17 protein-coding genes are annotated in these 23,360 nt (G+C 45.4%); all 17 read right to left on the bottom strand.

What is annotated here, in order from left to right; genetic code table 11:
• Nucleotides 1–39 precede the first annotated feature (39 nt).
• Nucleotides 40–1,551, bottom strand: coding sequence for a DHA2 family efflux MFS transporter permease subunit (locus D829_RS0105240; RefSeq protein WP_017687798.1), 1,512 nt, complete (start codon nt 1,549–1,551; stop codon nt 40–42).
• Nucleotides 1,548–1,994, bottom strand: a complete 447-nt coding sequence (locus tag D829_RS0105235; protein WP_017687797.1) for a MarR family transcriptional regulator — start codon at nt 1,992–1,994, stop codon at nt 1,548–1,550. The genes D829_RS0105240 and D829_RS0105235 overlap by 4 nt, the downstream gene beginning before the upstream one ends.
• Nucleotides 1,995–2,269: 275 nt before the next feature.
• Entirely contained in the window at nt 2,270–2,710 is a 441-nt protein-coding gene (locus tag D829_RS0105230) for a MarR family transcriptional regulator (protein ID WP_017687796.1), read from the bottom strand.
• Nucleotides 2,711–2,938: 228 nt separating this feature from the next.
• The gene (gyrA, locus tag D829_RS0105220; RefSeq protein WP_017687794.1) at nt 2,939–5,401 is read right to left on the bottom strand and encodes a DNA gyrase subunit A; all 2,463 of its coding nucleotides are present in this window, start codon (nt 5,399–5,401) and stop codon (nt 2,939–2,941) included.
• Between the two features lie 12 nt (nt 5,402–5,413).
• Nucleotides 5,414–7,393 (bottom strand): DNA topoisomerase IV subunit B, encoded by a 1,980-nt coding sequence (gene parE / locus D829_RS0105215; RefSeq protein ID WP_017687793.1) that lies wholly within the window; start codon nt 7,391–7,393, stop codon nt 5,414–5,416.
• A gap of 76 nt (nt 7,394–7,469) precedes the next feature.
• Entirely contained in the window at nt 7,470–8,459 is a 990-nt protein-coding gene (locus D829_RS0105210) for an ABC transporter permease (RefSeq protein WP_017687792.1), read from the bottom strand.
• Nucleotides 8,452–9,417: an ABC transporter ATP-binding protein gene (locus D829_RS0105205; protein ID WP_017687791.1), complete on the bottom strand. Its 966-nt coding sequence runs from the start codon at nt 9,415–9,417 to the stop codon at nt 8,452–8,454. The genes D829_RS0105210 and D829_RS0105205 overlap by 8 nt, the downstream gene beginning before the upstream one ends.
• Nucleotides 9,418–10,287, bottom strand: a complete 870-nt coding sequence (locus tag D829_RS0105200) for a GDSL-type esterase/lipase family protein (protein ID WP_017687790.1) — start codon at nt 10,285–10,287, stop codon at nt 9,418–9,420. It abuts the gene before it with no gap.
• Nucleotides 10,288–10,534: 247 nt separating this feature from the next.
• Nucleotides 10,535–11,356, bottom strand: coding sequence for a CAP domain-containing protein (locus tag D829_RS0105195; protein WP_152416947.1), 822 nt, complete (start codon nt 11,354–11,356; stop codon nt 10,535–10,537).
• Nucleotides 11,357–11,610: 254 nt separating this feature from the next.
• Nucleotides 11,611–12,069, bottom strand: coding sequence for a GNAT family N-acetyltransferase (locus tag D829_RS0105190; RefSeq protein ID WP_017687788.1), 459 nt, complete (start codon nt 12,067–12,069; stop codon nt 11,611–11,613).
• The gene (purT, locus tag D829_RS0105185; protein ID WP_017687787.1) at nt 12,059–13,246 is read right to left on the bottom strand and encodes a formate-dependent phosphoribosylglycinamide formyltransferase; all 1,188 of its coding nucleotides are present in this window, start codon (nt 13,244–13,246) and stop codon (nt 12,059–12,061) included. The genes D829_RS0105190 and purT overlap by 11 nt, the downstream gene beginning before the upstream one ends.
• Nucleotides 13,247–13,498: 252 nt before the next feature.
• On the bottom strand, nt 13,499–14,521 hold the full coding sequence (locus D829_RS0105180) for an NAD(P)/FAD-dependent oxidoreductase (RefSeq protein WP_017687786.1): 1,023 nt from the start codon (nt 14,519–14,521) through the stop codon (nt 13,499–13,501).
• Between the two features lie 62 nt (nt 14,522–14,583).
• On the bottom strand, nt 14,584–15,573 hold the full coding sequence (locus D829_RS0105175) for an ABC transporter substrate-binding protein (protein ID WP_017687785.1): 990 nt from the start codon (nt 15,571–15,573) through the stop codon (nt 14,584–14,586).
• Between the two features lie 131 nt (nt 15,574–15,704).
• Nucleotides 15,705–17,345: an AraC family transcriptional regulator gene (locus D829_RS0105170; protein WP_017687784.1), complete on the bottom strand. Its 1,641-nt coding sequence runs from the start codon at nt 17,343–17,345 to the stop codon at nt 15,705–15,707.
• Nucleotides 17,346–17,555: 210 nt separating this feature from the next.
• Nucleotides 17,556–19,406, bottom strand: a complete 1,851-nt coding sequence (locus D829_RS0105165) for an ABC transporter ATP-binding protein (RefSeq protein ID WP_017687783.1) — start codon at nt 19,404–19,406, stop codon at nt 17,556–17,558.
• Nucleotides 19,403–21,175 (bottom strand): ABC transporter ATP-binding protein, encoded by a 1,773-nt coding sequence (locus D829_RS30430; protein WP_017687782.1) that lies wholly within the window; start codon nt 21,173–21,175, stop codon nt 19,403–19,405. Before D829_RS30430 ends, D829_RS0105165 begins: the two co-directional genes overlap by 4 nt.
• A gap of 324 nt (nt 21,176–21,499) precedes the next feature.
• The coding region (locus D829_RS30425; RefSeq protein ID WP_017687781.1) for a dynamin family protein at nt 21,500–23,360 on the bottom strand (1,861 nt) is incomplete at its 5' end.

Below are 23,360 nucleotides of genomic sequence, written 5' to 3'. Positions count from 1 at the left end.
CTGCTAGAATTCTCTTTTTTACTATTTATTTGATATTCGTTATGCTGTAGCCGTCACTTTTTCCTGTTCTACAGTAACAGGTTCAACAGCTGGTTTTGTTTTCCGAATAAAGAACGCCATGATAAAAGCAACCACGGTCATTCCGGTAGCCACGATGAATGCATAGTTAACACCGTAAATCGTTGCATCTGCTGTAGCAGCTATCATTGCGGTCTTATCATTTGGATTAACCTGACCCGCAGCCACTGCATCCGCCAGATGTGTTTTGAGCTTACTACTCATGATGGTAACCAGAATGGCTGTACCGATCGCCCCGGCAACTGTACGCAATGTATTGGACATCGCAGTACCATGCGCGTTCAGACGTTGAGGCAGTTGATTCAGACCTGCTGTCTGGATTGGCATCATCAGCATCGACATACCGAACATACGAGCCGTGTAGATAAACATCATGTAGCCGTAGGTAGTATCGATTGCCAGACGACTCAGTCCAAAAGTTGTAATCGCCGTAATGGCAAGACCTGCAACCGAAAGCCAGCGTGCGCCCACTTTATCAAATATGCGACCTGTAATTGGAGACATAATCCCCATCAATATCGCACCGGGCATCATCAGAAGTCCTGATTCAATCGGTGAGAATCCACGAATGTTTTGCAGGAAAATAGGGAGCAGGATCATACCTGCAAACATCGCCATTGTCACGAGCATGTTGATAATCGTTGTTAATGTATACATGTTGTATTTAAAAATACGGAACTCAAGGAGCGGATGATCTGTTGTCAGTTGACGAATAACGAACAGAATCAGGGATATCGCACCTACGACGAGACATCCAATGACAATTGCGCTGCCCCATCCATCGGTACCCGCATCACTAAATCCGTAAAGTAAACTACCAAAACCAAGTGTAGATAAAATAACGCCTGGATAATCCAGTTTAGGTCTGGACTGACGTGTTACGTTTTTGACAAAAGCAATACCAATTGCCGTTGCAATAATAGAAAATGGCAAGATGATGTAGAACAACAATCTCCAAGAATAATGCTCAACCACATAACCTGAAAGTGTAGGCCCAATCGCAGGAGCCAGAATCATCGCGATCCCCATGGTTCCCATGGCCTGACCGCGTTTCTCAATCGGGAAGATGGTCAGGAATACAACGGTCATCAGAGGCATCAGGATACCTGCACCTGCCGCTTGAATAACACGACCTACCATCAGAATGGTGAAGGTTGGACTAAGACCACAGACTAACGTTCCTATGGTAAATAGAGTCATGGCTGTAATGAAAATTTGACGCGTTGAAAATTTGGCAATCAGATATGCCGTAACTGGAATCAGTACACCGTTCACAAGCATGTAACCCGTGGTTAACCATTGGGCTTTGTTTGCATTGATCGCGAGGTCTTCCATGATTTTAGGAAGCGCTACGTTCATCAGGGTTTGGTTCAGGAATGCCACAAAGGCACCAATTAACAATGCCGCTACAATCGGGCCTTTCTTGATGTTGTCCATCGCGGAAGATGGAGCTGCAGCAGTAGTCGTACTCATATGTTGTTCATCTCTCTTCCTTCTAACTTTTCAATCATTTGACTATGAATTCTAAGTAGGTGCTCAAGGTCTTCCTTCAATATGTCCAGAATGGGTGACACTCTTTCCATCCACAAATAGTGCGTTTCCTGTTGGACCTGTTCCCCTTTATCCGTAATCTGAAGCTTAACGGATCGGCGGTCAGCATCTGAACGTGTCCGAACGATATACTCGCCTTTGACCAGTCGCTCCACAACAGCGCTCATGGAACTGCTACCCATATGGCATAGCTCAGCCACTTCGTTGATACCGATCGAAGGACGCTCCCTCAGAATGGATAACACCATAAACTGGATCGAAGTCAGCTCGATCTCCTTGTTTTCATTCCAAAATGCTCGAAAAAGCATTTGATTCACTTGGCGGAACGAATTAATAATATAGAATACTTCATACGTATCAGTCATTGTTTCACCCTTTTACTTTTGGAATATAATATTTCGTACACGAAATATCAGGGGAACAATTATTTATTATAACAAAAATATTTACATAGTCAACTCTTTACATATGAATTCACAAAAATAATATTAGGACATACTAACTGTGTTACATCCATGCCTTTATTCAACTAACCTGGACACAGTGTGTATCATATGTAATTTGTAAATAAAATAACCATAGGGCTCCTGCATGAAACGAGCAGGCACTCCTATGGTTATTCAGAAGAATCAGCATGGTATCATACCGAAGTAGATAAGGCAGGCTCTTTGGTCTTGGGTGTTGTCATTTTGCCTAACAGATATACCAGCAATTGTTGATTGTGCATCGATATGTTACTGAGAACAGAGTTCATGAATTCATTACGGATGGTGATCCCCCGCTTGGTCTCCATTCTTCCTTTCTCTGACAGAGATACCCATACAATGCGTCGATCCTGATTATCCCGATTCCTGCGAATCAGATCATTCTTCTCCATTCGATCGAGCAGCATGGTTACAGCAGCTGGCGTAGTCGACAGATAAGGAATCAGATCCGAAGGTTTCATTTTCTGATGATCTTCAAGTACCTCCAGAACAGCCAGCTGAGCCTCCGTTAATGAGGGTGCCAGCTCTTGATCCATATGCAATTTATAATCTTTGGTCAACCTGGACCAGCACTTGGCAAAATCGGAATTATACATCTTCCATCGCTCCTCTCTGCAACCGGTTATCACTTCACCTGCTTAAGTTTTCGCGCTCCAAAGCCGCATTCCTGCTGCCTTTTTTCAATTTCCCAGCGATCGACCGTAATCGACGAAGGTTGTTAAACTTCGCATGAATGCCCTCTTCTAATCCGCCTTCGAACAACAAAAAAAGACTCCTCGCATGACAGGATTAGCTGTTCTGCGAAAAGTCTCGTTTGCTCGTTTTTATGAAGATGCTGCTGGTTGATTCTCATTGAAGTCCCTTAGAAGTTCAACGATCTCGTCCTGTTTGTCCACATGAACGATCAGCTTGCCAATATGTTTGCGCTCTGTAATCGGAACACCTCCCGAAGAGATCGGGAACACTTGGCCTTCTTTGGTCATTACAGTGATCTTACGTTGCTCTTTGCAATAAAACGCTCCAACAATACGGCTGCCATTCGGTTTCACACGTTTGCCTTCTTTGAACTCGAATGTGGCAAGCCCCTTGCCTCCACGGCTCTGTATAGCGTAATCCAGAAGTAATGATCGTTTACCATATCCCAGATCGGACAACACGGCAACTTCACCTTCATCTCCTTCTACCCATAGAGCTGATACAACTTCATCTATATCTCTTAACTGAATACCACGAACACCACCGGATACACGTCCCATTGGATTAACCTCATCTTCTCGGAAACGAATCGCCATGGCTTCTTTTGTAATCAACATAATATCTTGACCACCTGTACTTAGATGTACAGATAACACTTCATCGTCCTTGCCCACTTTACAAGCCGCAACTGCACCGGAACGCTTGGTAACGTAATCCTTCAGCTCCGTTCGTTTCACCTGTCCTCTTCGCGTAACGAAGACCAGACTGTGATTTGGCTCTTCAAAGGATTTCACAGCAAGCACACTTGCAATACGGTCATCTTTCGCAAGGGGAATGACATTCACAATGGCTGTGCCTGGATCTTTCCACTTGAATTCAGGTACCTGGTGAACAGGTAACAGGAAATACTGACCTTTCCTCGTAAAGACAAGCAGATTCTCAAGTGTATTTACTTCCAGAACCTGAGCGATATAATCGCCGTCTTTTACACCACTTCCGCTCCGTTCACCACCAGAACGTGTAAAGGACTGCATGCCTGTACGTTTCACGTACCCCTCTTTGGATAACGTAACAAATACATCTTCCGCATTCACAAGTACTTCGAGATTAACCTTAAGTTCTTCCACTTCACCCTGGATCGCAGAACGACGGTCTATGCCGTATTTCTCACGAATCTCCATTAATTCCTTGCGGATGACTCCGATGAGCTTGCGGTCACTATCCAGAATGGATTGTAGTTGTGCAATCTTTTTCATCAGTTCACCGAGTTCCTTCTCCAGAGAATTGATCTCCAGATTCGTCAAACGGTACAATTGCAACGTAAGGATGGAATCCGCTTGGCGTTCCGTGAATCCAAACATCCACATCAGGTTATTTTGAGCATCTTGACGGTTCTTCGACGCTTTGATGGCAGCAATGACCTCATCAAGGATGTTAAGTGCTTTTACCAAGCCCTCGAGCACATGCGCACGGTCTTGCGCCTTCTCCAGCTCAAACCGGGTACGGAATGTTACAACCTCCCGCTGATGGGCAATGTAAGCCTCGAGGATCGATTTCAACCCTAATTGGTGAGGTGCTTTACTCACAATCGCAACCATGTTGAAATTATAGGTGACCTGCAGGTCGGTTTTCTTCAGCAAATAAGCCAAGATACCTTGTGCGTCCGCTTCTTTTTTCAACTCAACCACGATTCGCAGACCTTCACGTCCGCTCTCATCACGCACTTCGGCAATACCTTCAACCTTCTTCTCAAGTCGGATGTTCTCCATCGCTGTAACCAGGCGAGACTTCACGACCTGATAAGGAATTTCGGTAATGACGATCTGCTGTTTGCCACCGCGCATGTTTTCAATCTCGGTTTTGGACCGGATATAGATCCGCCCTTTACCTGTGCGATAGGCATCCAGAATGCCGTCACCGCCCATAATCAATCCGCCTGTTGGAAAGTCAGGACCCTTCATAAACATCATGATTTCGTCCAGCTCAATTGACGGTTTCTCCATCACAGCGATCGAAGCATCAATGACTTCACGCAAATTGTGTGGAGGAATCTCCGTTGCAAATCCGGAGGAAATACCGCTGACACCATTAACCAGCAAGTTCGGATAACGGGATGGCAATACAACCGGTTCTTTGGCCGTATTATCAAAATTATCCTTAAACAGAACCGTCCGTTTCTCGATATCGCGAAGCATCTCCATCGCGATGGGCGACAAACGAGCCTCCGTATACCGCATCGCCGCTGCCGGGTCATCATCCTGTGATCCCCAGTTACCATGACCGTCCACGAGCATATGGCCCATTTTCCATGGCTGAGCCATCCGCACCATGCCCTCATAGATGGAGGAGTCACCATGTGGATGATAATTACCCATTACGTCCCCAACGGTTTTGGCAGACTTGCGGTAAGTCTTGTCAGGCGTATTACCTGAATCGTACATGGCGTACAGAATACGCCGTTGTACTGGCTTCAACCCATCCCGGACATCCGGAATGGCTCGATCCTGAATAATATATTTGGAGTAGCGACCGAAACGGTCCCCAACGACCTCTTCGAGAAAGGCCGGCATAAATTGTTCTGATGGACTCATTCCAAGCACCTTCTATTCTTCGTACTCTGTAAAGTCGACGTTCTCTACAATCCAGCGTTTCCGCGGATCAACCTTATCACCCATGAGCGTAGATACACGACGTTCTGCTTTTGCTGCATCAACAATCTGTACCTTCAGCATCGCACGAGTTTCTGGATTCATTGTGGTCTCCCACAGTTGATCCGGATTCATCTCACCAAGACCTTTATAACGTTGAAGCTCAACATTATTACCGAATTCCTTCATATAATTCGCAAGTTCTTCATCCGTCCATGCATATCGAACACTCGCAAGCTTACCAGACTTACGAGTAAGTTTGTACAATGGCGGCTGAGCTATATATACTTTGCCTGCATCAATTAAAGGCTTCATATAACGATAAAAAAAGGTTAACAGCAACACCTGAATATGTGCGCCGTCCGTATCCGCATCGGTCATAATGATAATTTTGGAATAATTGCTGTCTTCAACTGCAAATTCGGTCCCAATGCCCGCCCCGATCGCCGCTGTAATGGCGCGGTATTCTTCATTTTTGAGAATATCGGCCAGCTTCGATTTTTCCGGATTGAGCGGTTTTCCCTTGAGGGGCAGAATAGCCTGAATCTTCGAGTCGCGCCCCTGTTTGGCAGAACCACCTGCGGAATCACCTTCGACAATAAACAACTCATTCCGGGTAAAATCCTTTGATTGCGCCGGTGTCAGCTTGCCGTTCAGGTTGGAACTTTCGCTACGTTTCTTGCCTGTGCGCATATCATCACGTGCTTTGCGGGCTGCTTCTCTGGCTCTGGAGGCTTGAACCGCTTTGCGAATTAACGTTTGAGCTACCTGCGGGTTTTCTTCCAGGAACCGCTGAATATTCTCGGACACGACCGAATCCACTGCACTTCGAGCGGAAGCGCTGCCGAGCTGATCCTTGGTCTGACCTACGAACTCAACCTCTGACATCTTGACACTGATGACGGCCATCATACCTTCACGCAAATCATTACCTTCGAGGTTTTTGTCTTTTTCCTTAATCATGCTGGTACGCCGCGCGTAGTCATTCATTACACGAGTATACGCAGCCCTGAATCCGGTCTCATGTGTACCGCCACCCCGAGTAGAGATCGAGTTCACGAACGAAGCCAGCGTTTCGGTATAACCTGCGTTATACTGGATCGCCACTTCGACTTCAATGTCATCCTTCTCCGCATAGAAGTGAATAACATCATGCAACACATCTTTATTTTCGTTAAGAAAAGCAACAAACTGGCTTGCTCCGCCTTCATACATGTATTCATCCTGATTGCCCGAACGTTCGTCCTTGAGCACAATTCTCAGACCCGAATTCAGAAAAGCAATCTCCTGTAGGCGTTCTGCCAATGTATCATAATTAAATTGAATACCGCTCTGGAACACCCGAATATCCGGTTTAAATGTAACTTTTGTACCTGTCCGATTGGTATTGCCCAACACTTCGAGACCGGAGACCGGTTCACCGACATGTTCAATCCCTTTTTTGTCCTTCCAATACTCGAATCGCTGACGATGAATCTTGCCATCACGGAAAATCTCGACTTCAAGCCACTCGGACAATGCGTTTGTAACTGACGCACCTACACCGTGCAAACCGCCTGATTTTTTGTATCCTGATCCACCGAACTTTCCGCCTGCGTGCAAAATCGTAAACACGACCTGGGGAGTAGGAATCCCTGTTTTATGTATACCTGTCGGAATTCCCCTTCCGTTATCCTGAACCGTAATAGAACCGTCCTTATGCAGTGTGATATCGATTTTGGAGCAGAATTTGGCGAGATGTTCGTCGACAGCGTTGTCGACAATTTCCCATACCAAATGATGCAGACCCGAAGCGCTGGTGCTGCCGATGTACATCCCCGGCCGTTTCCGTACCGCTACCAACCCTTCAAGTACTTGAATGTCGTCCGCGTCGTAGCCTGAAGACCCCTGTCCTCCGCCTGTCGAACCTGCCGACATATCGATTTGCTCGACCATTCATGCTCCCCCTTCTTAACTTGCAACTAAAAAAATGCCTAAAATGCAAACAGATGTTTTCTTATCCTTGTCCATTTTAATTCAAGATATCCCGTTTCGTAAAGACAAGGAATGACACAATGAGTGAAGCAACGCCCCAAACACTAAGCACAATAAGGGAAAAACCTAAATTCATACCCTCGATTGGTGGTAATCCGCCTGACAAATAATCAGGAAGTTCGAGATTAACCATGAACAGATACTTCGCTGTCTGCCAAGATGCTGCCATACTGGTCAAGATTGTTCCTGCAATCAGTGCGGCCATCATGATAACGATACTTGCAGCAGTACTACGCACAAGCACGGATACCATAAATGCAAGCATAGCCACAATTACACTCACAAACCAGATCAGTCCTGCCTGCATAAGCATATAAAGCCACTGGTCTACAGCATGTACTGCCGACATATCGACATCTGTTCCCACAACTTTGAATCCTGTGAAGATTGGCATGTTGAAGCCTTTATAACCAAAGACCGCACCCGATATGACATAACATATAATATAGGCTGATACCACTATGATCGAAACAAACATAATCAGCGTAATTAATTTACTCAGAAGCACTTTCCAGCGTCTAACAGGACGCGTTAAAAGCATTTTAATTGTACCTGTCGTACGTTCACCTGAAACAAGATCTGAAGCAATAGCCATGATTAACAGTGGAATAAACAAACCAACCGCGTTGTTCATGAACTCCCGCGTAAAGGTAACACCACCCGGTTCTTTGGGATTGATGTCATTTTCAAGATAATACTGCATCTGTTGGATATATACTGTTCTATATTTTTTGTATTCTTCAGGTACCCGATCGCTACCGAGCGAGTTTTGATTGTCTGTAATGGCCTGTTGCAGTTCAAGACGCCAATCGCCGCCAAACTTGTCGCGATTATTCTCCGCAGATTTCATCTGGGCATACGTAAACATCGGTACGAGGACTGCAAGTACAATAAATATAATATAAAGCCGTTTTTTCTTCACCATTTTGATCGTTTCATTGCGAATCAACGGCATGATGTTATTCAATGGATTCACCTTCTGTCATTTTTAAGAATAGTTGTTCGAGCGTAGGCTGAATCCGCTGTACCCCTTCAACCTGAATACCTGCTTGAACCATCTGTTGCACCAGATCAGGAATTCGATCTTCATGCATCTCAGCAACCACAGCGTTGGGACCAAGGCCCGCAACAATGGTATCATCCATCACATCCGCAGGTCGACCTACCAGAGCAATACCTGCATCCAGCAACATCTTTTTGCCTTGCTCCAGTGGTGAAACATGCCATATCGCCAATTTGGAATGATCTTCAATCAGTTCGCTAACGCCTCCAACTGCAAGCACACGTCCAGCACTGATAATAGCCACTCTGTCACAGAGAAGCTGGATCTCACTTAACAAGTGACTGCTGACAAATACAGCCATACCTTCACTGGCGAGTTGCTTAATAAAGACACGAAGTTCCTTAATGCCTTTTGGATCAAGGCCATTTGTCGGTTCATCCAGAATGAGCAGACGCGGTCGCCCAAGCAGCGCTTGTGCAATACCGATCCGTTGACGCATACCCAATGAGTATGTTCTGACTTTATCGTGAATCCGCTGATCCAGACGCACAATATCCACAACTTCCTGAATTCGCTCGTTGTCCACACCTGGTTGCATGCGGGCAAAATGCTCCAGGTTCTCCCACCCTGTCAGATATGTATATACCTCCGGATTTTCAACAATGGAGCCTACATACTTCAAAGCACGCTCAGGGTCCCGATTCACATCATAACCACAGACTTTAATTTTTCCTTCTGTTGGTTTGATCAGATCCACCAGCATCCGTATCGTTGTTGTTTTTCCGGCACCGTTGGGACCGAGAAATCCAAAGATTTCACCAGGCTTTACGTCAAATGTAACGTCCTTAATGATCCACTTGCGTCCGATCCGCTTCTTCAAATGCTGTACAGACAAGACGGAATCATACTGCTGCTCTGCCATTTAATTTGCGCTCCCTTCTGCCGATGTATCTGCCTGGTATTCCTGTGCAATTCGAACTGCAATTTGCTCATAACCTTGTCCGTTAGGATGAAAATGATCTGACGAGAGATACTCCCCCAGATGATTCTCAAATAAATCGAATGTAGGGACCAGGGTCATCTTGTCCTTATTGTTCAAAATAGCCAGTGCAGCATCGTTCCATGCAGCAACCACTGCATTACCCGGCTTCTCCAGTTCCTTCACATCGCCAAATGGATTGTACAACCCTATGTACGCAATCTGTGCATCGGGATTAATTTCTTTTACTTTCTTCAATATCTCTTGAAGGCGTTTGGACGTTTCCGGCAAAGCCGCTGCCAGCTGCTCTGCTGTTGGCGGGTCTTCCCCCTGTAGAACTTGTCCTCCCTGGAACAGATCATTCGCGCCGATCGAGAGCAAAATAAAATTGGACTGCTGCAGGACATAACGCACACCTTGCTCATTCAGTTTTTCCAATAAAGCATCTGTTCTCAAACCGTTAACACCCAGATTATTAAGAACCTGAACGTCATATCCTTTATCTTTAAGCAGGTTCCCTGCACGTCTCACGAAGCCAAGTCCTTCATCATCCCCAGTACCTCTTGCCAGGGAATCGCCGATGACCGCCATTCGAATCTTGCCATCTTCCACGACAGCCGTTTCACCCTCGTTATTCTTAGGTGGTGAAGTAGTCTCCTGGCCTGTAGTTAACGCGGAATCTCCCTTGGGGAAAATCACATCTTTTATGGCGTATCCAAATCCAAATAACAACAACAAAGTTGCCAAGATGGATACTGTACTGACAGTTCTCCAGATCCATGGTGCTGAATCAAGGCTTTTTTTCTTTTTCATCATCACATCTCCGCTCATATACACCAGTCCGGGTGCTTTATAATTTATAATGACTTTACATTCAGATGATGCTATTCCTAAATAACATAAATGTTCTGTCGTTAATTTGCAAACTTTGGCGCTGCATTCGCAGAATTCATTTTTTATATGTCATTTTACGGAAAAAAGGTTATGCCACACACAGATTTCAACTGTGCTGGCATAACCTTGTGGAAAAGAAAATCATACTTTCTTCATTATAAATCGATTACTTACCGATAAACTCTTGAGCCCAGTATCCATTGTAGTAACCTACACCGATATGTGTAAAGTTTTTGCTCAGGATATTGGCACGGTGACCTTCACTATTCATCCAAGCTGTAACAACTTCCTGAGGTGTTTTTTGACCTTTGGCAATGTTCTCACCTGCATAGCTGTAAGTTACTCCGAATTGTTTCATCATATCAAACGGAGAACCATACGTAGGTGACTGGTGATCAAAATAGTTATTGTTACTCATATCTTTTACTTTAGCAACAGCTACTTTGTCCAGAAGTGCATCTGAGGTCAGAGCGTTCAGACCTGCTTTAGCACGCTCAGCGTTCACAAGTTTTACAACTTGAGTAGCAAAGTCGGATTGTGTGCTTTCGCTACCATTATTACTTGTATTGTTACCTGTATTACCTGTGTTACCTGTGTTTGAAGGATCTTTTGCCGGTGTAGTTGCCGGTTTTTCTTCTTGAGCTGGTTGTGCTGGTTTAGTCGGTTGCTCAGGCTTAGTTGTAGGCTCAACAGGTTTTGTTGTTGGTTGAGTTGGTTTTGTTGTCGGCTCAGCAGGTTTCGTCGTTTGATCAGGCTGCGTAGTAGGCTTCTCTACAATTTGCCCCTCGGATACGGTGTACCCATTTTGTTTGAGCCATTTCTCAATATAAGCTTTCAAGCTGTCTGTACTTGTAATTTTGTACGTTGTGATAGTCTTATATGTTGAATCTGCAGCAGACGCGGAAGCAGGAAGCATTACCCCTACGGCCAGTACGGCTGTCAGACTACTCGTTACGACAGTTTTCATCCATTTCTTTTTCAAATTCATTCATCTCCTTAAGATTAGTTATTACAACTTTGTAATTAATACTCTAGCAGTATACCAATTCAACAGGAGATTGTGAACCTATAAAATATGGAAAAGTAACTTTTTTGTCATTTTTTAGCCGTAAAAAAAAGACATTCGGACTAAAAATGCTAGTCGAATGTCGCTTCACCATCTATTTATCATTCACCACACTAGAATGTGCAGATCAGGATATCAATGAGAATTTCCATGCAATAGAAGAAACTTTATTTATACTATAGAAGAACTTTACTGAACCGATAGCCTCTCTTCTGAAAACCAATGTGCTCATAAAAAGAGTACGTTGTTGAAGTCACTTCACGGTTTGCACCCGTGACAAACAGTTGTTTACCACCTTGCTGTCTGCCCCAATCTTCGGCACGAGCCATCAGACGACGGCCAATCCCACCACCACGATGTTCTTGACCTACAATCAGGGAAGTAATTTGTGCGGCAGGTTCTGGATAGGCATGACTTTGCACACATTGCAAGCCAATCACACCAATAATTTGTTCATCCACTTCGGCAACAAGCATGCATGCGTTTGGATTGGTTTCCAAACATTCAATACGTTCTTTCATGACATTGGTTGTTGTCGGATAGCTGACCTCTCGCATCAGTCCCGTTACCGCTTCAGCATCTCGTAGCTCACACTCTCGGATCATCAGTACAGGGGCCTCAACATTATTGGACATGATTTACCTCCACTTTCAGCATATTAGCGGCTTGCACCGCTGTTTTACGAGCTTCTTCCACATCTTGGCCAGCACTAAGCGCTACAGCCATACGGCGTCCAACCTTGGTCTCAGGTTTGCCAAATACACGAACCTGAGTACGAGGAAGAGCCAGTGCTTCTTCAATCCCGCCTACAGTAAAGTCAGATGTTTCATCATTAGCCTTCAGCGTTGCTGAAGCTCCCGGTGTCAACAGATGTACATCTGTGACCGGAAAACCAAGAATTGCACGTACATGCAGCGCAAACTCGGAACTGTCTTGCGTCACCATTGTAACCATACCTGTATCATGTGGACGAGGAGATACCTCGCTGAACACAACACCATCCGATGTGAGGAACAATTCCACTCCAAACAGTCCATACCCGCCAAGTTCATCCGTGACGGATTTGGCAATATGACAAGCTTGCTGCCATTGCTCAGAAGTCATTGCATGAGGCTGCCAGGATTCGACATAATCCCCATCTTTCTGAATATGACCAATCGGAGGACAAAATACGGTGCCTGATACAGACCTAACGGTAAGTAATGTAATCTCACTGTCAAATTGCACAAAGCTCTCCACAATGACACGAGCGGATTTGCCACGAGCCCCCGAAAGAGCAATGTTCCAGCAATCCTCCACGTCGCCCGGTGTTCGGCATACACTCTGCCCTTTGCCGGAAGAACTCATTAATGGTTTAATGACACAAGGTGTGCCAAGCTCACGTACGGCTTCCTGAAGTTGTTCCAGGTTGTCCGCAAAAAGGTAGGCAGCTGTCGGAAGTTTCAATTGTTCGGCTGCAAGTCGACGGATGCCTTCGCGATCCATCGTTAGACGCGCAGCTCGGGCAGTAGGTACTACACAAAATCCCTCTTCCTCAAGCTCCAGTAAAGCTTCTGTTGCAATAGCTTCAATCTCAGGTACGATGTAATGAGGTTTTTCTTTACGGATCAATTGTTTCAAAGCTTCGGCATCCAGCATGTCGATGCAGTAAGACCGGTGCGCGACCTGCATTGCAGGTGCGTTCTCATAACGATCAACAGCGATCGTCTCTACTCCCAGTCGTTGGGCCTCAATAACGACCTCTTTTCCCAATTCTCCACTGCCTAGTAGCAGCATTTTTTTGGCTTGAGCCGTAAAAGGAGCACCCCACATGTTCTTTCCAATCCTCCCAAAGAGAAATCTTCTATATCTATCTCTCTATTTTCGGGGTTTTGGTTAAAGAATGCAAGAGTGCTCCCTATTTTTCTTGTGAATTTTACAAGATTTTTTGTGTTTTTTCGATCAAATTTTACAATTATCGCTTACAGATTCGTCAACCTTTCCATTCTTCCCAGAAATAAGGATATGTTGAAACAGCAGATTTTAATATTCCAGTGAACATGAATAAACAAACAAACCCCAAGTTTAGAACCTTGGGATTTGCTTGTTTTTTTCTCTGAAAATTTCATTATGGGAGGAGACGTACGCCATCATGGGAGCATCTGGAGTCAAGTATTTTTTCGCACTATTTACAGCTAAAACCGCATCGTTGAAGGCTCCGGCAATAAGTCTGACTTTGCTATCGTGAGTTGCACAATCCCCTGCAGCAAAAATACCTGGGAGGTTCGTCTGCGCATGTTGGCTCATTAAAACCATTCCGTCATCCATAGTCAGTCCGCAACTGGCAAGGTTACTCAAATTGCTTTTATACCCATGACTAACTACGACTTCATCCACATCTAACAATACATTGTCCTGACTCTCCATATGCGTAATTACAACCTGATGGATACGTTCACCATGATTATGAAGCCGTGTGATGCTATATGGTGTTCTGACATCCGTTACATTGTTCATCTCGCTAACATTGCGTTCCATTGCACGAAACTCATTTTTTCGGTGGACGACCACTACGCTCCGTGCAAATTGAGCAAGTTCAATTGCCCAATCTACTGCACTGTTGCCTCCTCCTGAAATGAGCACACGCTTCCCGGAAAAATGTTCTGGATTTTGCACGGTGTAATGAAGATTCTCATGTTCATATTGAATCGGCTCCTGAAGCTCCAATTTCTGAATTTCTGCGATACCGCGGCCTACTGCGACAATGATTGTACGCGTATAGTGTATGTTGCCTTCAGCAGTATACAGAGCCAAAATCTCGTTGTCCAGTCGAGCGAACCGATCTACTTTGCAATTCAATTCAACCGTTGGATTAAAGGTATTCGCCTGCTGAACCAGATACTCAATCAACTTTGAACACTTCATTGGTGGCAGGCCACCCACATCCCAAATAGGTTTTTCGGAATAGGTATGCAGAAAACCACCAAGTTGGTCTTTGCCGTCAATGATCTTAACTCTCATATCACGCATCCCGGCATAAAAGGCCGCATATAATCCTGCCGGTCCGCCTCCGACGATGGTCAAGTCATAGATATCTTCCTTATTCATTTTGGACACATCCTGTTATTTAGTAGTTAATTTAGAGATATGTGTATCATGAACCGTTTGCCTTATTTATTTTTCTCTTCAAAAACAGCTACAATGTCATCAATAACATACTCGTCAGCCAGTGGAGACATCCCCAGATTGAGCCATTCCTTACCACCAACCATGTACACATGATCATTTTTGACTGCTTTCAGATTTTTCCATAGTGAAGTTGCCAACATCTCTTCAAATTTCTTCTGAATTTCAGGATTCTTATCGTCATCCAGTTGAACGATCAAGTGATCTGCATCGTATTCAGGCAACACTTCCATGGATACGGACATGGCAACTTGATCTTTCGGGAAATTCGGGAGCGGATTCATACCCAGACGCTTGTGCACGAAGTTTCCACGGTCAAGGTTCTCCCCGTGAAGGACGATTTCTTTTTCCATGACTCGAATATAGAGAACTGTTTCTTCTCCGATCATCTCGTTTAATTTGTCGGCTGCAACTTTTTCCTTCGCTACCAAATCTTCAATAACCTTTTCTGCCTGTTCTTCTTTGTCCAGAATTTTGGCAATATCACGCAATTCGTCCCGCCAATCATCACGTTGTGGAAGAAGTACAGTCGGTGCAATCAGAGAAAGCTGATCATAATCCTTTTCGGACCACCAGTCAGGAGCTATAATCAAATCAGGCATTGTCTCCATAACCGCTTCAAAATTCGGCGTCCGTGCGATGCCCATTTTCATGGTATTCGCGAAGGGCTCTTCCAAATAAGAAGGATGATCCTCGTGATAGTTCTGCACAGCAACAGGTACGATGCCAAGTGCATACAAAAACTCCGGATATACAAGGGACAGCCCCACTACTCTTTGTGGTTCAACCGGGATTTCAATTTCTCCCATCTTTGTAGTCACTTTTTTTACCTGACTTGTTTCTGTTGTGGATGTATTGGCAGAACCAGTCTTTTGACCTTCGCTCGTAGCCTCATCTTGCCCCGCTGCACCGCAAGCCGAAATAATGAGCACCAACATCATGGTGCATAGTACCGTTAACCATCTGAATCTCATTCTTTATGTACCCCCTATATGGCATGTAGTTATGACAACGTCTAATTAATAATAATTATCATTATCATTTGATATAGGAGTAAGTATATTAAAATATGTTCAGGTATGATATTGACTATTCAGACTTTTTGCTATGGACGATCTTGCCATAACTTTAATATTTCATCCAACATAAGCTCATGAGTAAACGCAGTGTAGTCCAGCAGGACGCTCGACAAAAGGATATCCATTCTGCCATTCTGTACCGCTAACAACTCAAGCCATTCTTCAGACTTACGCACAGCAGACCATGTCTGCCTGGATGTCTCATCATCACCCACAATCAGTAATATTCTTTCCACGTTGAGAACAGATAGCTCCTTAATGGTCACTGTGCCCCGTTCCCAATAAGTCTCAACTCCTTCGGGACCCTCCATTTGCATATCAACGTAAAAAACGGAAGCAATGCTCCTTGGGCCTAACATCTGCAACGCTTCACCATGAACTTTGAGTACAACCAGCCTGTCTTTTCGTATGAAATCTGTAAGCTGATTCTTAATGATCTTTGCCTTCTCTTCATATCTTTGAAGCCACACCTCTGCAATATCCGACCTGTCCAAAAAGCTTGCAACATATCTCAAATGTTCTCTCCAATCACCTTTTTCCCAAGGGAAGTCACACACAGGAGCAATGGATTGAAGCTGACTTTGCAAAGCCTCAGACTCTCTCCCAATCGTAATAATATAATCAGGTTTAACTAATCGAAGCTGTTCCAGCCAGGTGGTCTCACTCTCTGCGAGTGGCATAACTTTGTCCGTTTCATATTTACGTCTGTAATAGTATGTCCATGGATGACTTGCTGGCGCAGCACAGGGAATGATCTGCAATGCAAGCAGTATACCAATGCTCAAAGAATGAACTGCAGCAATTTTTTGTTTGCTATTACGTATAAACGCTGCTGGTGGAATGCCAGAGATTTGCTTGAATTTACGACGGAAATACGTCTCATCCTGATAACCCACGTACGATGCCACATCCTTGAGTCGATAACTGTGATCATTTCTCATTAAGATCTGGGCTTGTTTGATTCGATAAAAGGTCAAATAATCCACTGGACTGTAGCCATATCTTTTTTTGAATAAACGCATGAAGTGTCGAGGGCTCACTCGTGCCACATTTGCTAATTTCTCGATGGTTAATCTCTTCGCGTAATTCTGCTCCATATAGGCCTTAACATGTTCAATCGGTGAAGTCAGATCCGTCTTTTCTGCATAGGCTCCGTCGTAAAACATGGTATACAGCAGTTCCTGAAAACGGATCTGACCATAGTACCGTTGCAAGCCATCCTTCTTCAATGTATGGTGGTAAATCATCTGACAGATCACGCCAACAGCAACGGGTGAAGATGAGGTGACCTCACCATTCACTTCATTACGCAAAAGTTGTTTCATCATATCCAGGGCTCTTTCACCCTCCTGCTCCAGTGCGTACATGACATCAAAACTCATGTGATACACGCCTCGTTCATCCAACGAATGCACATTTGCCTCAACCAGCTGCCCCGGGAAGCCTACATACAGTCCTCCCGCCTTTAATTCAATGAAACTGCCATCTATCTTTAACCACCCTTGTCCACTGGCTACAAATAATAACATGTATGTTTCAATGAAGTGTTTCCTCAGAAACCACTCCGTCGCAGGATCACTCGCATAATTGACATTAATGAGCCTAAAGTTCATATGATCCAGGTGATCAAAATGCTCTGATTTTATTTCGTTGTTGTCCATCTGCATTGATCTCCCTCCAGCCATGAACGATTGTATTGATTTCAGTCTTCAAAAATATAACATACCACACTAACGAATAAAAAAAACACTCCGGCTATCTTCTAACCTGTCTTCAATGAATAAGATGCACTTATTATTGAAAGATCAGGCTAAAGAACACCAGAGTGTTAGGAGTTCATATGTGTTCAGACGCTTCACAGGCGTCCGAAGGTTTCATCACAAAAATTTGTATTGAGCTTCAATGAGCCCATTATAGACGCCTTGTTTTTGGATAAGCTGCTCATGGTTGCCCTCTTCTTTAATTTCACCATGATCCAGGACGATAATGTTATCTGCGTTCCGGATGGTTGAGAGACGATGAGCGACCATAAAGGATGTTCTTCCCTGCAACAGTACCTTCAACGCTTCCTGAATTTTAAGCTCTGTCTCCGTATCGATGCTGGCTGTAGCTTCATCCAGAATCAATATGCGTGGATTAGCAAGGAGCGCACGGGCAAAGGATAACAATTGTCGCTGTCCCATGGATAATACGTTCCCGCGTTCCTCAACTTCGGTATCATATCCGCCAGGAAGCTTCATGATGAACTCATGTGCATTGACTGCTTTTGCCGCATCCTCCACCTCTTCATTCGTTGCATCCAGTCGTCCAAATCGAATATTGTCACGAATCGTACCCGAGAAGATGAAGGTATCCTGTAATACAATGCTGATCTGGCTGCGTAAACTCTCTACCGTTACATCCCGCACATCCTGTCCGTCAATGGTGAGACGTCCGCCGGATATATCATAGAAACGACTGATCAGATTAATGATCGTACTTTTACCTGAGCCCGTATGACCAACAAGTGCAATCGATTGTCCCGCTGCCGCCGAGAAGCTGATTCCTTTCAGCGCCTGTCTGCCCTTCTCGTATTCGAACACAACATTTTCGAATGCGATATCTCCTTTAATAGAAGGAAGCGGCTTGGCACCTGGTTTATCCGCAATACTTGGTTTTTCATCCATGAATTCGAAGATACGCTCCGATGATGCCATTGCAACCAGCAACTGATTGTACATCTGTCCCAGACGGTTGATTGGGTCCCAGAAGTTACCGACATAGTTGGCAAAGGCAACAAGTAATCCCACGGTCAACTGATCCTGTTGAATCAGATAGGCACCGAACCAGAAGAGAATCAATGTACCAAAACCGCCTGTAATCTCAATCAGCGGTCCGAAGCCCTGGTTCATCGCTGATGCTCTATCCCATGACTTTTTGCTGGACAGATTCATGTTGTCAAAATACTTCATGTTCTCTTTTTCCTGTGTGTAAGCCTGAGTCACTCGAATCCCTTGAATGGATTCATTCAAGTGGGAGTTAATACGAGAGTTCTTCATGCGCACATCCTGCCAAGCACGGCGGATCAGCACCCGCAGTTTGGTCGAGATAATAAACATGATTGGCACCGTAATGATCACGGCAAGACCCAGTTTCCAGTTAATCAACAGCAAGATCACAATGATCCCGAGCAGCTGTACGCAGTCGATCATGACGTTAACTGCACCATTGGTGAAAAGATCCTGAAGGGAGTTAATATCATTCGTAACACGCACCAGTACCGAACCTGCCGGTCTTTTGTCAAAAAAGTTAAAGGACAGCTTCTGGATATGCTTGAACAGATCCGAGCGTAGATCATAAATAACGCGCTGTCCAATAATATTGGTCAGTTTGATCCGGTACGTGTTGGCAGCCCATTGAACGAGATACAAGAATAATATAGAGCCAGCAATCCAATAAAGCATAGTCATACTTGGTAACCCTGTGGCCGGTGCGATGGCCCGGTCAATCGCCAGACTGATCAGAAAAGGTACGGATAATTTCGTAATGGTACCCAGAATCATCATTAGAATCACGAGTGGCAACAGTTGTTTCGCATAAGGTTTCATGTATGCAAATAAACGTCCAAATTCTTTCCAGTTAAACGGTTTTTCAATAATTTCATCATCCTGATACACAAAGCGTTCATTCAGTTTCTTCTCAGAGGCCACTTTTGCCTCGCGCCTGTCTGCTATCGTTTCGGCACTCATGAATTCACCTGCTCCCCAGCCTCCCGCTTACCGCGGGCAATATAATCTGCATATTGAATTTTATAAACATCCTGGTATGGTCCAGGCACTTCAATGAGTTCGGTATGTTTTCCACGTTGTACGACGCGGCCTTCATCGAGCACCAGTATCTCATCTGCATGTCTTAGTGAAGATATCCGGTGTGCAATAATAAATGTCGTTCTGCCGCGCATGACTTCCTGGAAACCGGATTGAATCTCATGTTCCGTCTCCATATCCACGGCGCTGGTTGCATCATCAAGTACCAGGATTTTCGGATTTTTCAGCAAAGCCCTTGCGATCGCAATCCGCTGTTTCTGTCCACCCGATAATCCCATGCCGCGTTCACCAACCACCGTGTCATATCCGTCCGGGAACTCCATAATGAAGTCATGAGCTTTGGCCAGCTTGGCTGCACGGATAATCTCATCCGTGGTGACGTTCTTAAGTCCGTAGGAAATATTATTGCGAATACTGGATGAGAACAGGAATGTTTCCTGGAAAACAGAAGCGATTTGACTCCGCAAACTGCGGATGCCTATGTCTTTGATGTTTTTTCCATCCAGCTTGATCGTTCCCGAGTTCACGTTATAGGCACGCATCAGAAGCTGAATGATGGTCGATTTACCTGACCCTGTTCCCCCGAGGAAACCGATTACAGAACCGGGTGTAGCATCAAAGTTAATATCGGTTACCGCTGGCATTTTGTTGCCGTAGGCAAAGGTAACGGATTCAAACGTCACATGGCCGTTCACCTGGTCTGCCTCCACAATGACCGGATCTTGCGTTTCTTCCACGTCCACTGGCGTATTGAGCAGTTCGAGCACCCGTTCACCTGAAGCTTTGGATTGCGTATAGTTGTTGATATGGAACCCAAGGTTCCACATTGGACCGATTATGTACCAGATCAAACTGAAAAAGGCAACGAGTTCACCGAGTGTCAGCGTCTTCTGTATAACCATTCTTCCACCGATCACCAGCAACAGAACGATACTCACCGAAGCAAGAATCTCCATGATCGGAAAATAGCGACTCCACAATGTTGCAGCATGAATCTGATTTGTCTTGTAACGCTCATTACGTATGGAGAATTTCTCCACTTCATATGGCTCACGTGCAAAGGATTTTACCGTACGTACGCCAGTGATATTCTCCTGTACCGCTGTTGTCAGTGAACTAAGCGCCAGCCGCATCTCCTGAAACGCAGGGTGAATTTTCGATTCGAATCTCAGCGCAACGAAGGCAAGTAATGGGATGCATATGAGTGTGAACAGCGTCAGCTGCCAACTCATGGTCATCATCATGATTGCGCCGAATACGACCATGAAAACCATGTTTAGAATCTGGGCGAAACCAAATCCGATAAAGTTACGGATGGCTTCCAAATCTCCCGTGAGGCGGGACATCAGATCACCTGTCTTGGCCGTATCATAATAACGGAAGGATAAAAATTGAAGCTTTTCGTAACATGCATTACGAAGTCTGTACGCCAGGAAGTTACCCAAGCGCCCTCCAAAAAAACCATGTAAAAACTGCATTCCCGCTTTCAAAATAACTACACCTAACACAGTCAGGGCAATTATGGGAACGTCTTCAAAAGTTCGCGGAACAATGATGTCATCAATCAATATCCTCAGCATGTACGGATACACTAACCCAAGTGCGGTCGCTAAGGCGAGGAACAAGATTGATACAAATAAATACGTTCGCTTTTCCCAAAAAAAGGTTTGCAGTTGCCTAAGAACATCCATGTTTCTCCTCCTCTTATGTCGTTCAAAAATACTATGAACATTTATGAAGTTTATCACCGTACCCCATTCGCGGCAAAGCGAATAACAGACCATATTCTGCCTGCTTTCAGCTTATTGACGCATTAACGAAGGTAAATACCCACCTTTCAATCAAATGTTTGAATATTCTCTTTATTTCGGGTTGTTCGTACCAAAAAAAGGCTCCCTATATGCCTTTTCGGCAGGGGCCTTTTTGGGTTGATTTTCGCAACATTTTCAATGTGTTGCTGTATCATTCATTTTGTTTTACAAAGACTTCCAGAGAATACGCGTTATGCCGTGATTTTAACTGCGTTCAATCTGTTCCAGTTGGTTAGACAAGCTGGTCCATTGCTCCGCCGGAATTCCGCTCTCCAGTGTATCTTGAATTCCACTCACCGCCTCGTCCAGACGTTCTTCTAACTGACGGGATTGGTGTTGCAATGATTGACTAATCTGGTTGTCATAAAACTGAATTAGCTTGTCTTGCGCAGCAGGAAGAACTTCAATGATCATCTGTTTGAGGACAGGATCAAGTGCCTCTTGTAATCGCTGACGTCCATCTCCTTCGAAGAACTGTTTTGGATTGCGGAAATAATTCAAATAGCTTTTCCATCCAGACGGTTCTTCCAGACGAACTTCTTCAAGCACAGGTGTACTCCAGCGTTCGTTCAGTGGCAGTGACACATCCACGCCCCCTGATAACTGTCTCACCTCATCTATACAATCCGTAACTTGCTTCATCAGCCAGGTCTGACCTGCCTGTTCAAGTCTGAGGGTGGTAGCAAGCAGTTCCTGCTCCAGTTCAATGGCAATCATGCGTAACAGTTCACGTCCACAGGCTGCAAAAGCCATCTTCAGATTGCCTCGATCCTCCCGAAGTACCGATGGATGGAAGGCTTCTGCCATGAATAGGCCAAGGCGATAGGCAAGTCGCTGCCGCACATGGAAGAGTAATTCTGCTGTTTCCTGAGACAGTTCTTCCTTCATGGATCGTGCTGCAAGTTGCTGTATGCGCTGGCGGGACTGTCCCTGGATGGTCTCCAGTTCATCCCGCCGTTGCTGCAATACTTCCTCGCCCTGAGCCGCATCTTCCGCACGCTTCTTCAGCCGCTGAATGACACGTGCCATCTCTTCGGAAGCTCCACCTACGGCAAGATCAGCTAATTCTCTGCCTGCAAATTGGTTGAACTCTTCCTCAAAACGGATAAAACCGGATTGCTCAAGCAGCTTCGAATCACCTGCCATCTTGCCTTCCATCGCCAGTATGCTGGATACCGGGAAGAGTCGTGGTGCCCGAATTCCATTACTGCGCAGTTGGGTGCTCACATGATCGAGAACCTGTTCCAGTTCTTCCTCAGAGGAAGACAAGTCGCTGGCATTCACGACAAAGAACATCTGATCCATGGCAGAACTATCCTTAACACGTCCCAACTGATTCAGGAACTGGCGATCTCCTTGTGAGAACGCATGGTTGTAATACGTTACAAAAATGAGTGCATCCGCATTCTTCATATAATTGAAGGTTACACCCGTATGACGAGCATTCACGGAGTCCGCTCCTGGTGTGTCCACCAATACAATGCCTTGTTCAGTCACATCGCAACTGTAATACAGATCGATACTGTCTACAAAACAGGACTTCTTCTCGTTTGCGACAAAGTTACGATAACCGTCCAGATCCACCAGCACATCCTGACCTAACTGGTCCGCTGTTTCTTCCCAGCCGGCTGCTGCCGCCTGCAAAAAGCTGTAATGCGGGCGCCCAGCGGGGTGTACATCCTGTGGTGAGAGAGAACGTACTCGCTTCTGCCACTCCGCTCCAGGCTCACCCAGTCCGAGCAATCGGAAGGAATAGCCGAGATCTTCCTGGAAGGCGTCCCGGGTCTTCATGCGGACCCGGGCTGTTCCATGCTCCGCGCCCCCGGCAGGAGCCATGATCCGGTTAATCGCCGCTGTCGTTGGATGCGGCGAGACGGGTAACACAGCTTCGCCCAGCAACGCGTTGGCGAAGGAGGATTTGCCGGCGCTGAATGCTCCGAACAGCGCCAGAGTGAACGTGCCGCCCGCAAGCGAAGCCGCGCGTGCACGCAGATCCCGTACCGCCGACCCCATGGCGGGGTACGGCTCCACCAGCGCAGCAGCGGCTTCGAGCCGTGCCGCTGCT

The sequence above is a fragment of the Paenibacillus sp. PAMC 26794 genome (assembly GCF_000316035.1).
Taxonomy (GTDB): Bacteria; Bacillota; Bacilli; order Paenibacillales; family Paenibacillaceae; genus Paenibacillus.
The sequence above is the reverse complement of the archived record's forward strand: the minus strand, read 5'-3'. Positions and strand labels throughout refer to the sequence as shown.

Coding starts and splice junctions, on each gene's coding strand:
- D829_RS0105175 (WP_017687785.1), bottom strand. CDS start 15,573: ATGAGATTCAGATGGTTAACGGTACTATGCACCATGATGTTGGTGCTC.
- D829_RS0105230 (WP_017687796.1), bottom strand. CDS start 2,710: ATGTATAATTCCGATTTTGCCAAGTGCTGGTCCAGGTTGACCAAAGAT.
- D829_RS30430 (WP_017687782.1), bottom strand. CDS start 21,175: ATGGATGTTCTTAGGCAACTGCAAACCTTTTTTTGGGAAAAGCGAACG.
- D829_RS0105195 (WP_152416947.1), bottom strand. CDS start 11,356: ATGAATTTGAAAAAGAAATGGATGAAAACTGTCGTAACGAGTAGTCTG.
- D829_RS0105200 (WP_017687790.1), bottom strand. CDS start 10,287: ATGAAAAAGAAAAAAAGCCTTGATTCAGCACCATGGATCTGGAGAACT.
- D829_RS0105170 (WP_017687784.1), bottom strand. CDS start 17,345: ATGCAGATGGACAACAACGAAATAAAATCAGAGCATTTTGATCACCTG.
- D829_RS0105205 (WP_017687791.1), bottom strand. CDS start 9,417: ATGGCAGAGCAGCAGTATGATTCCGTCTTGTCTGTACAGCATTTGAAG.
- D829_RS0105180 (WP_017687786.1), bottom strand. CDS start 14,521: ATGAATAAGGAAGATATCTATGACTTGACCATCGTCGGAGGCGGACCG.
- D829_RS0105190 (WP_017687788.1), bottom strand. CDS start 12,069: ATGTCCAATAATGTTGAGGCCCCTGTACTGATGATCCGAGAGTGTGAG.
- D829_RS0105240 (WP_017687798.1), bottom strand. CDS start 1,551: ATGAGTACGACTACTGCTGCAGCTCCATCTTCCGCGATGGACAACATC.
- gyrA (WP_017687794.1), bottom strand. CDS start 5,401: ATGAGTCCATCAGAACAATTTATGCCGGCCTTTCTCGAAGAGGTCGTT.
- D829_RS0105235 (WP_017687797.1), bottom strand. CDS start 1,994: ATGACTGATACGTATGAAGTATTCTATATTATTAATTCGTTCCGCCAA.
- purT (WP_017687787.1), bottom strand. CDS start 13,246: ATGTGGGGTGCTCCTTTTACGGCTCAAGCCAAAAAAATGCTGCTACTA.
- D829_RS0105165 (WP_017687783.1), bottom strand. CDS start 19,406: ATGAGTGCCGAAACGATAGCAGACAGGCGCGAGGCAAAAGTGGCCTCT.
- parE (WP_017687793.1), bottom strand. CDS start 7,393: ATGGTCGAGCAAATCGATATGTCGGCAGGTTCGACAGGCGGAGGACAG.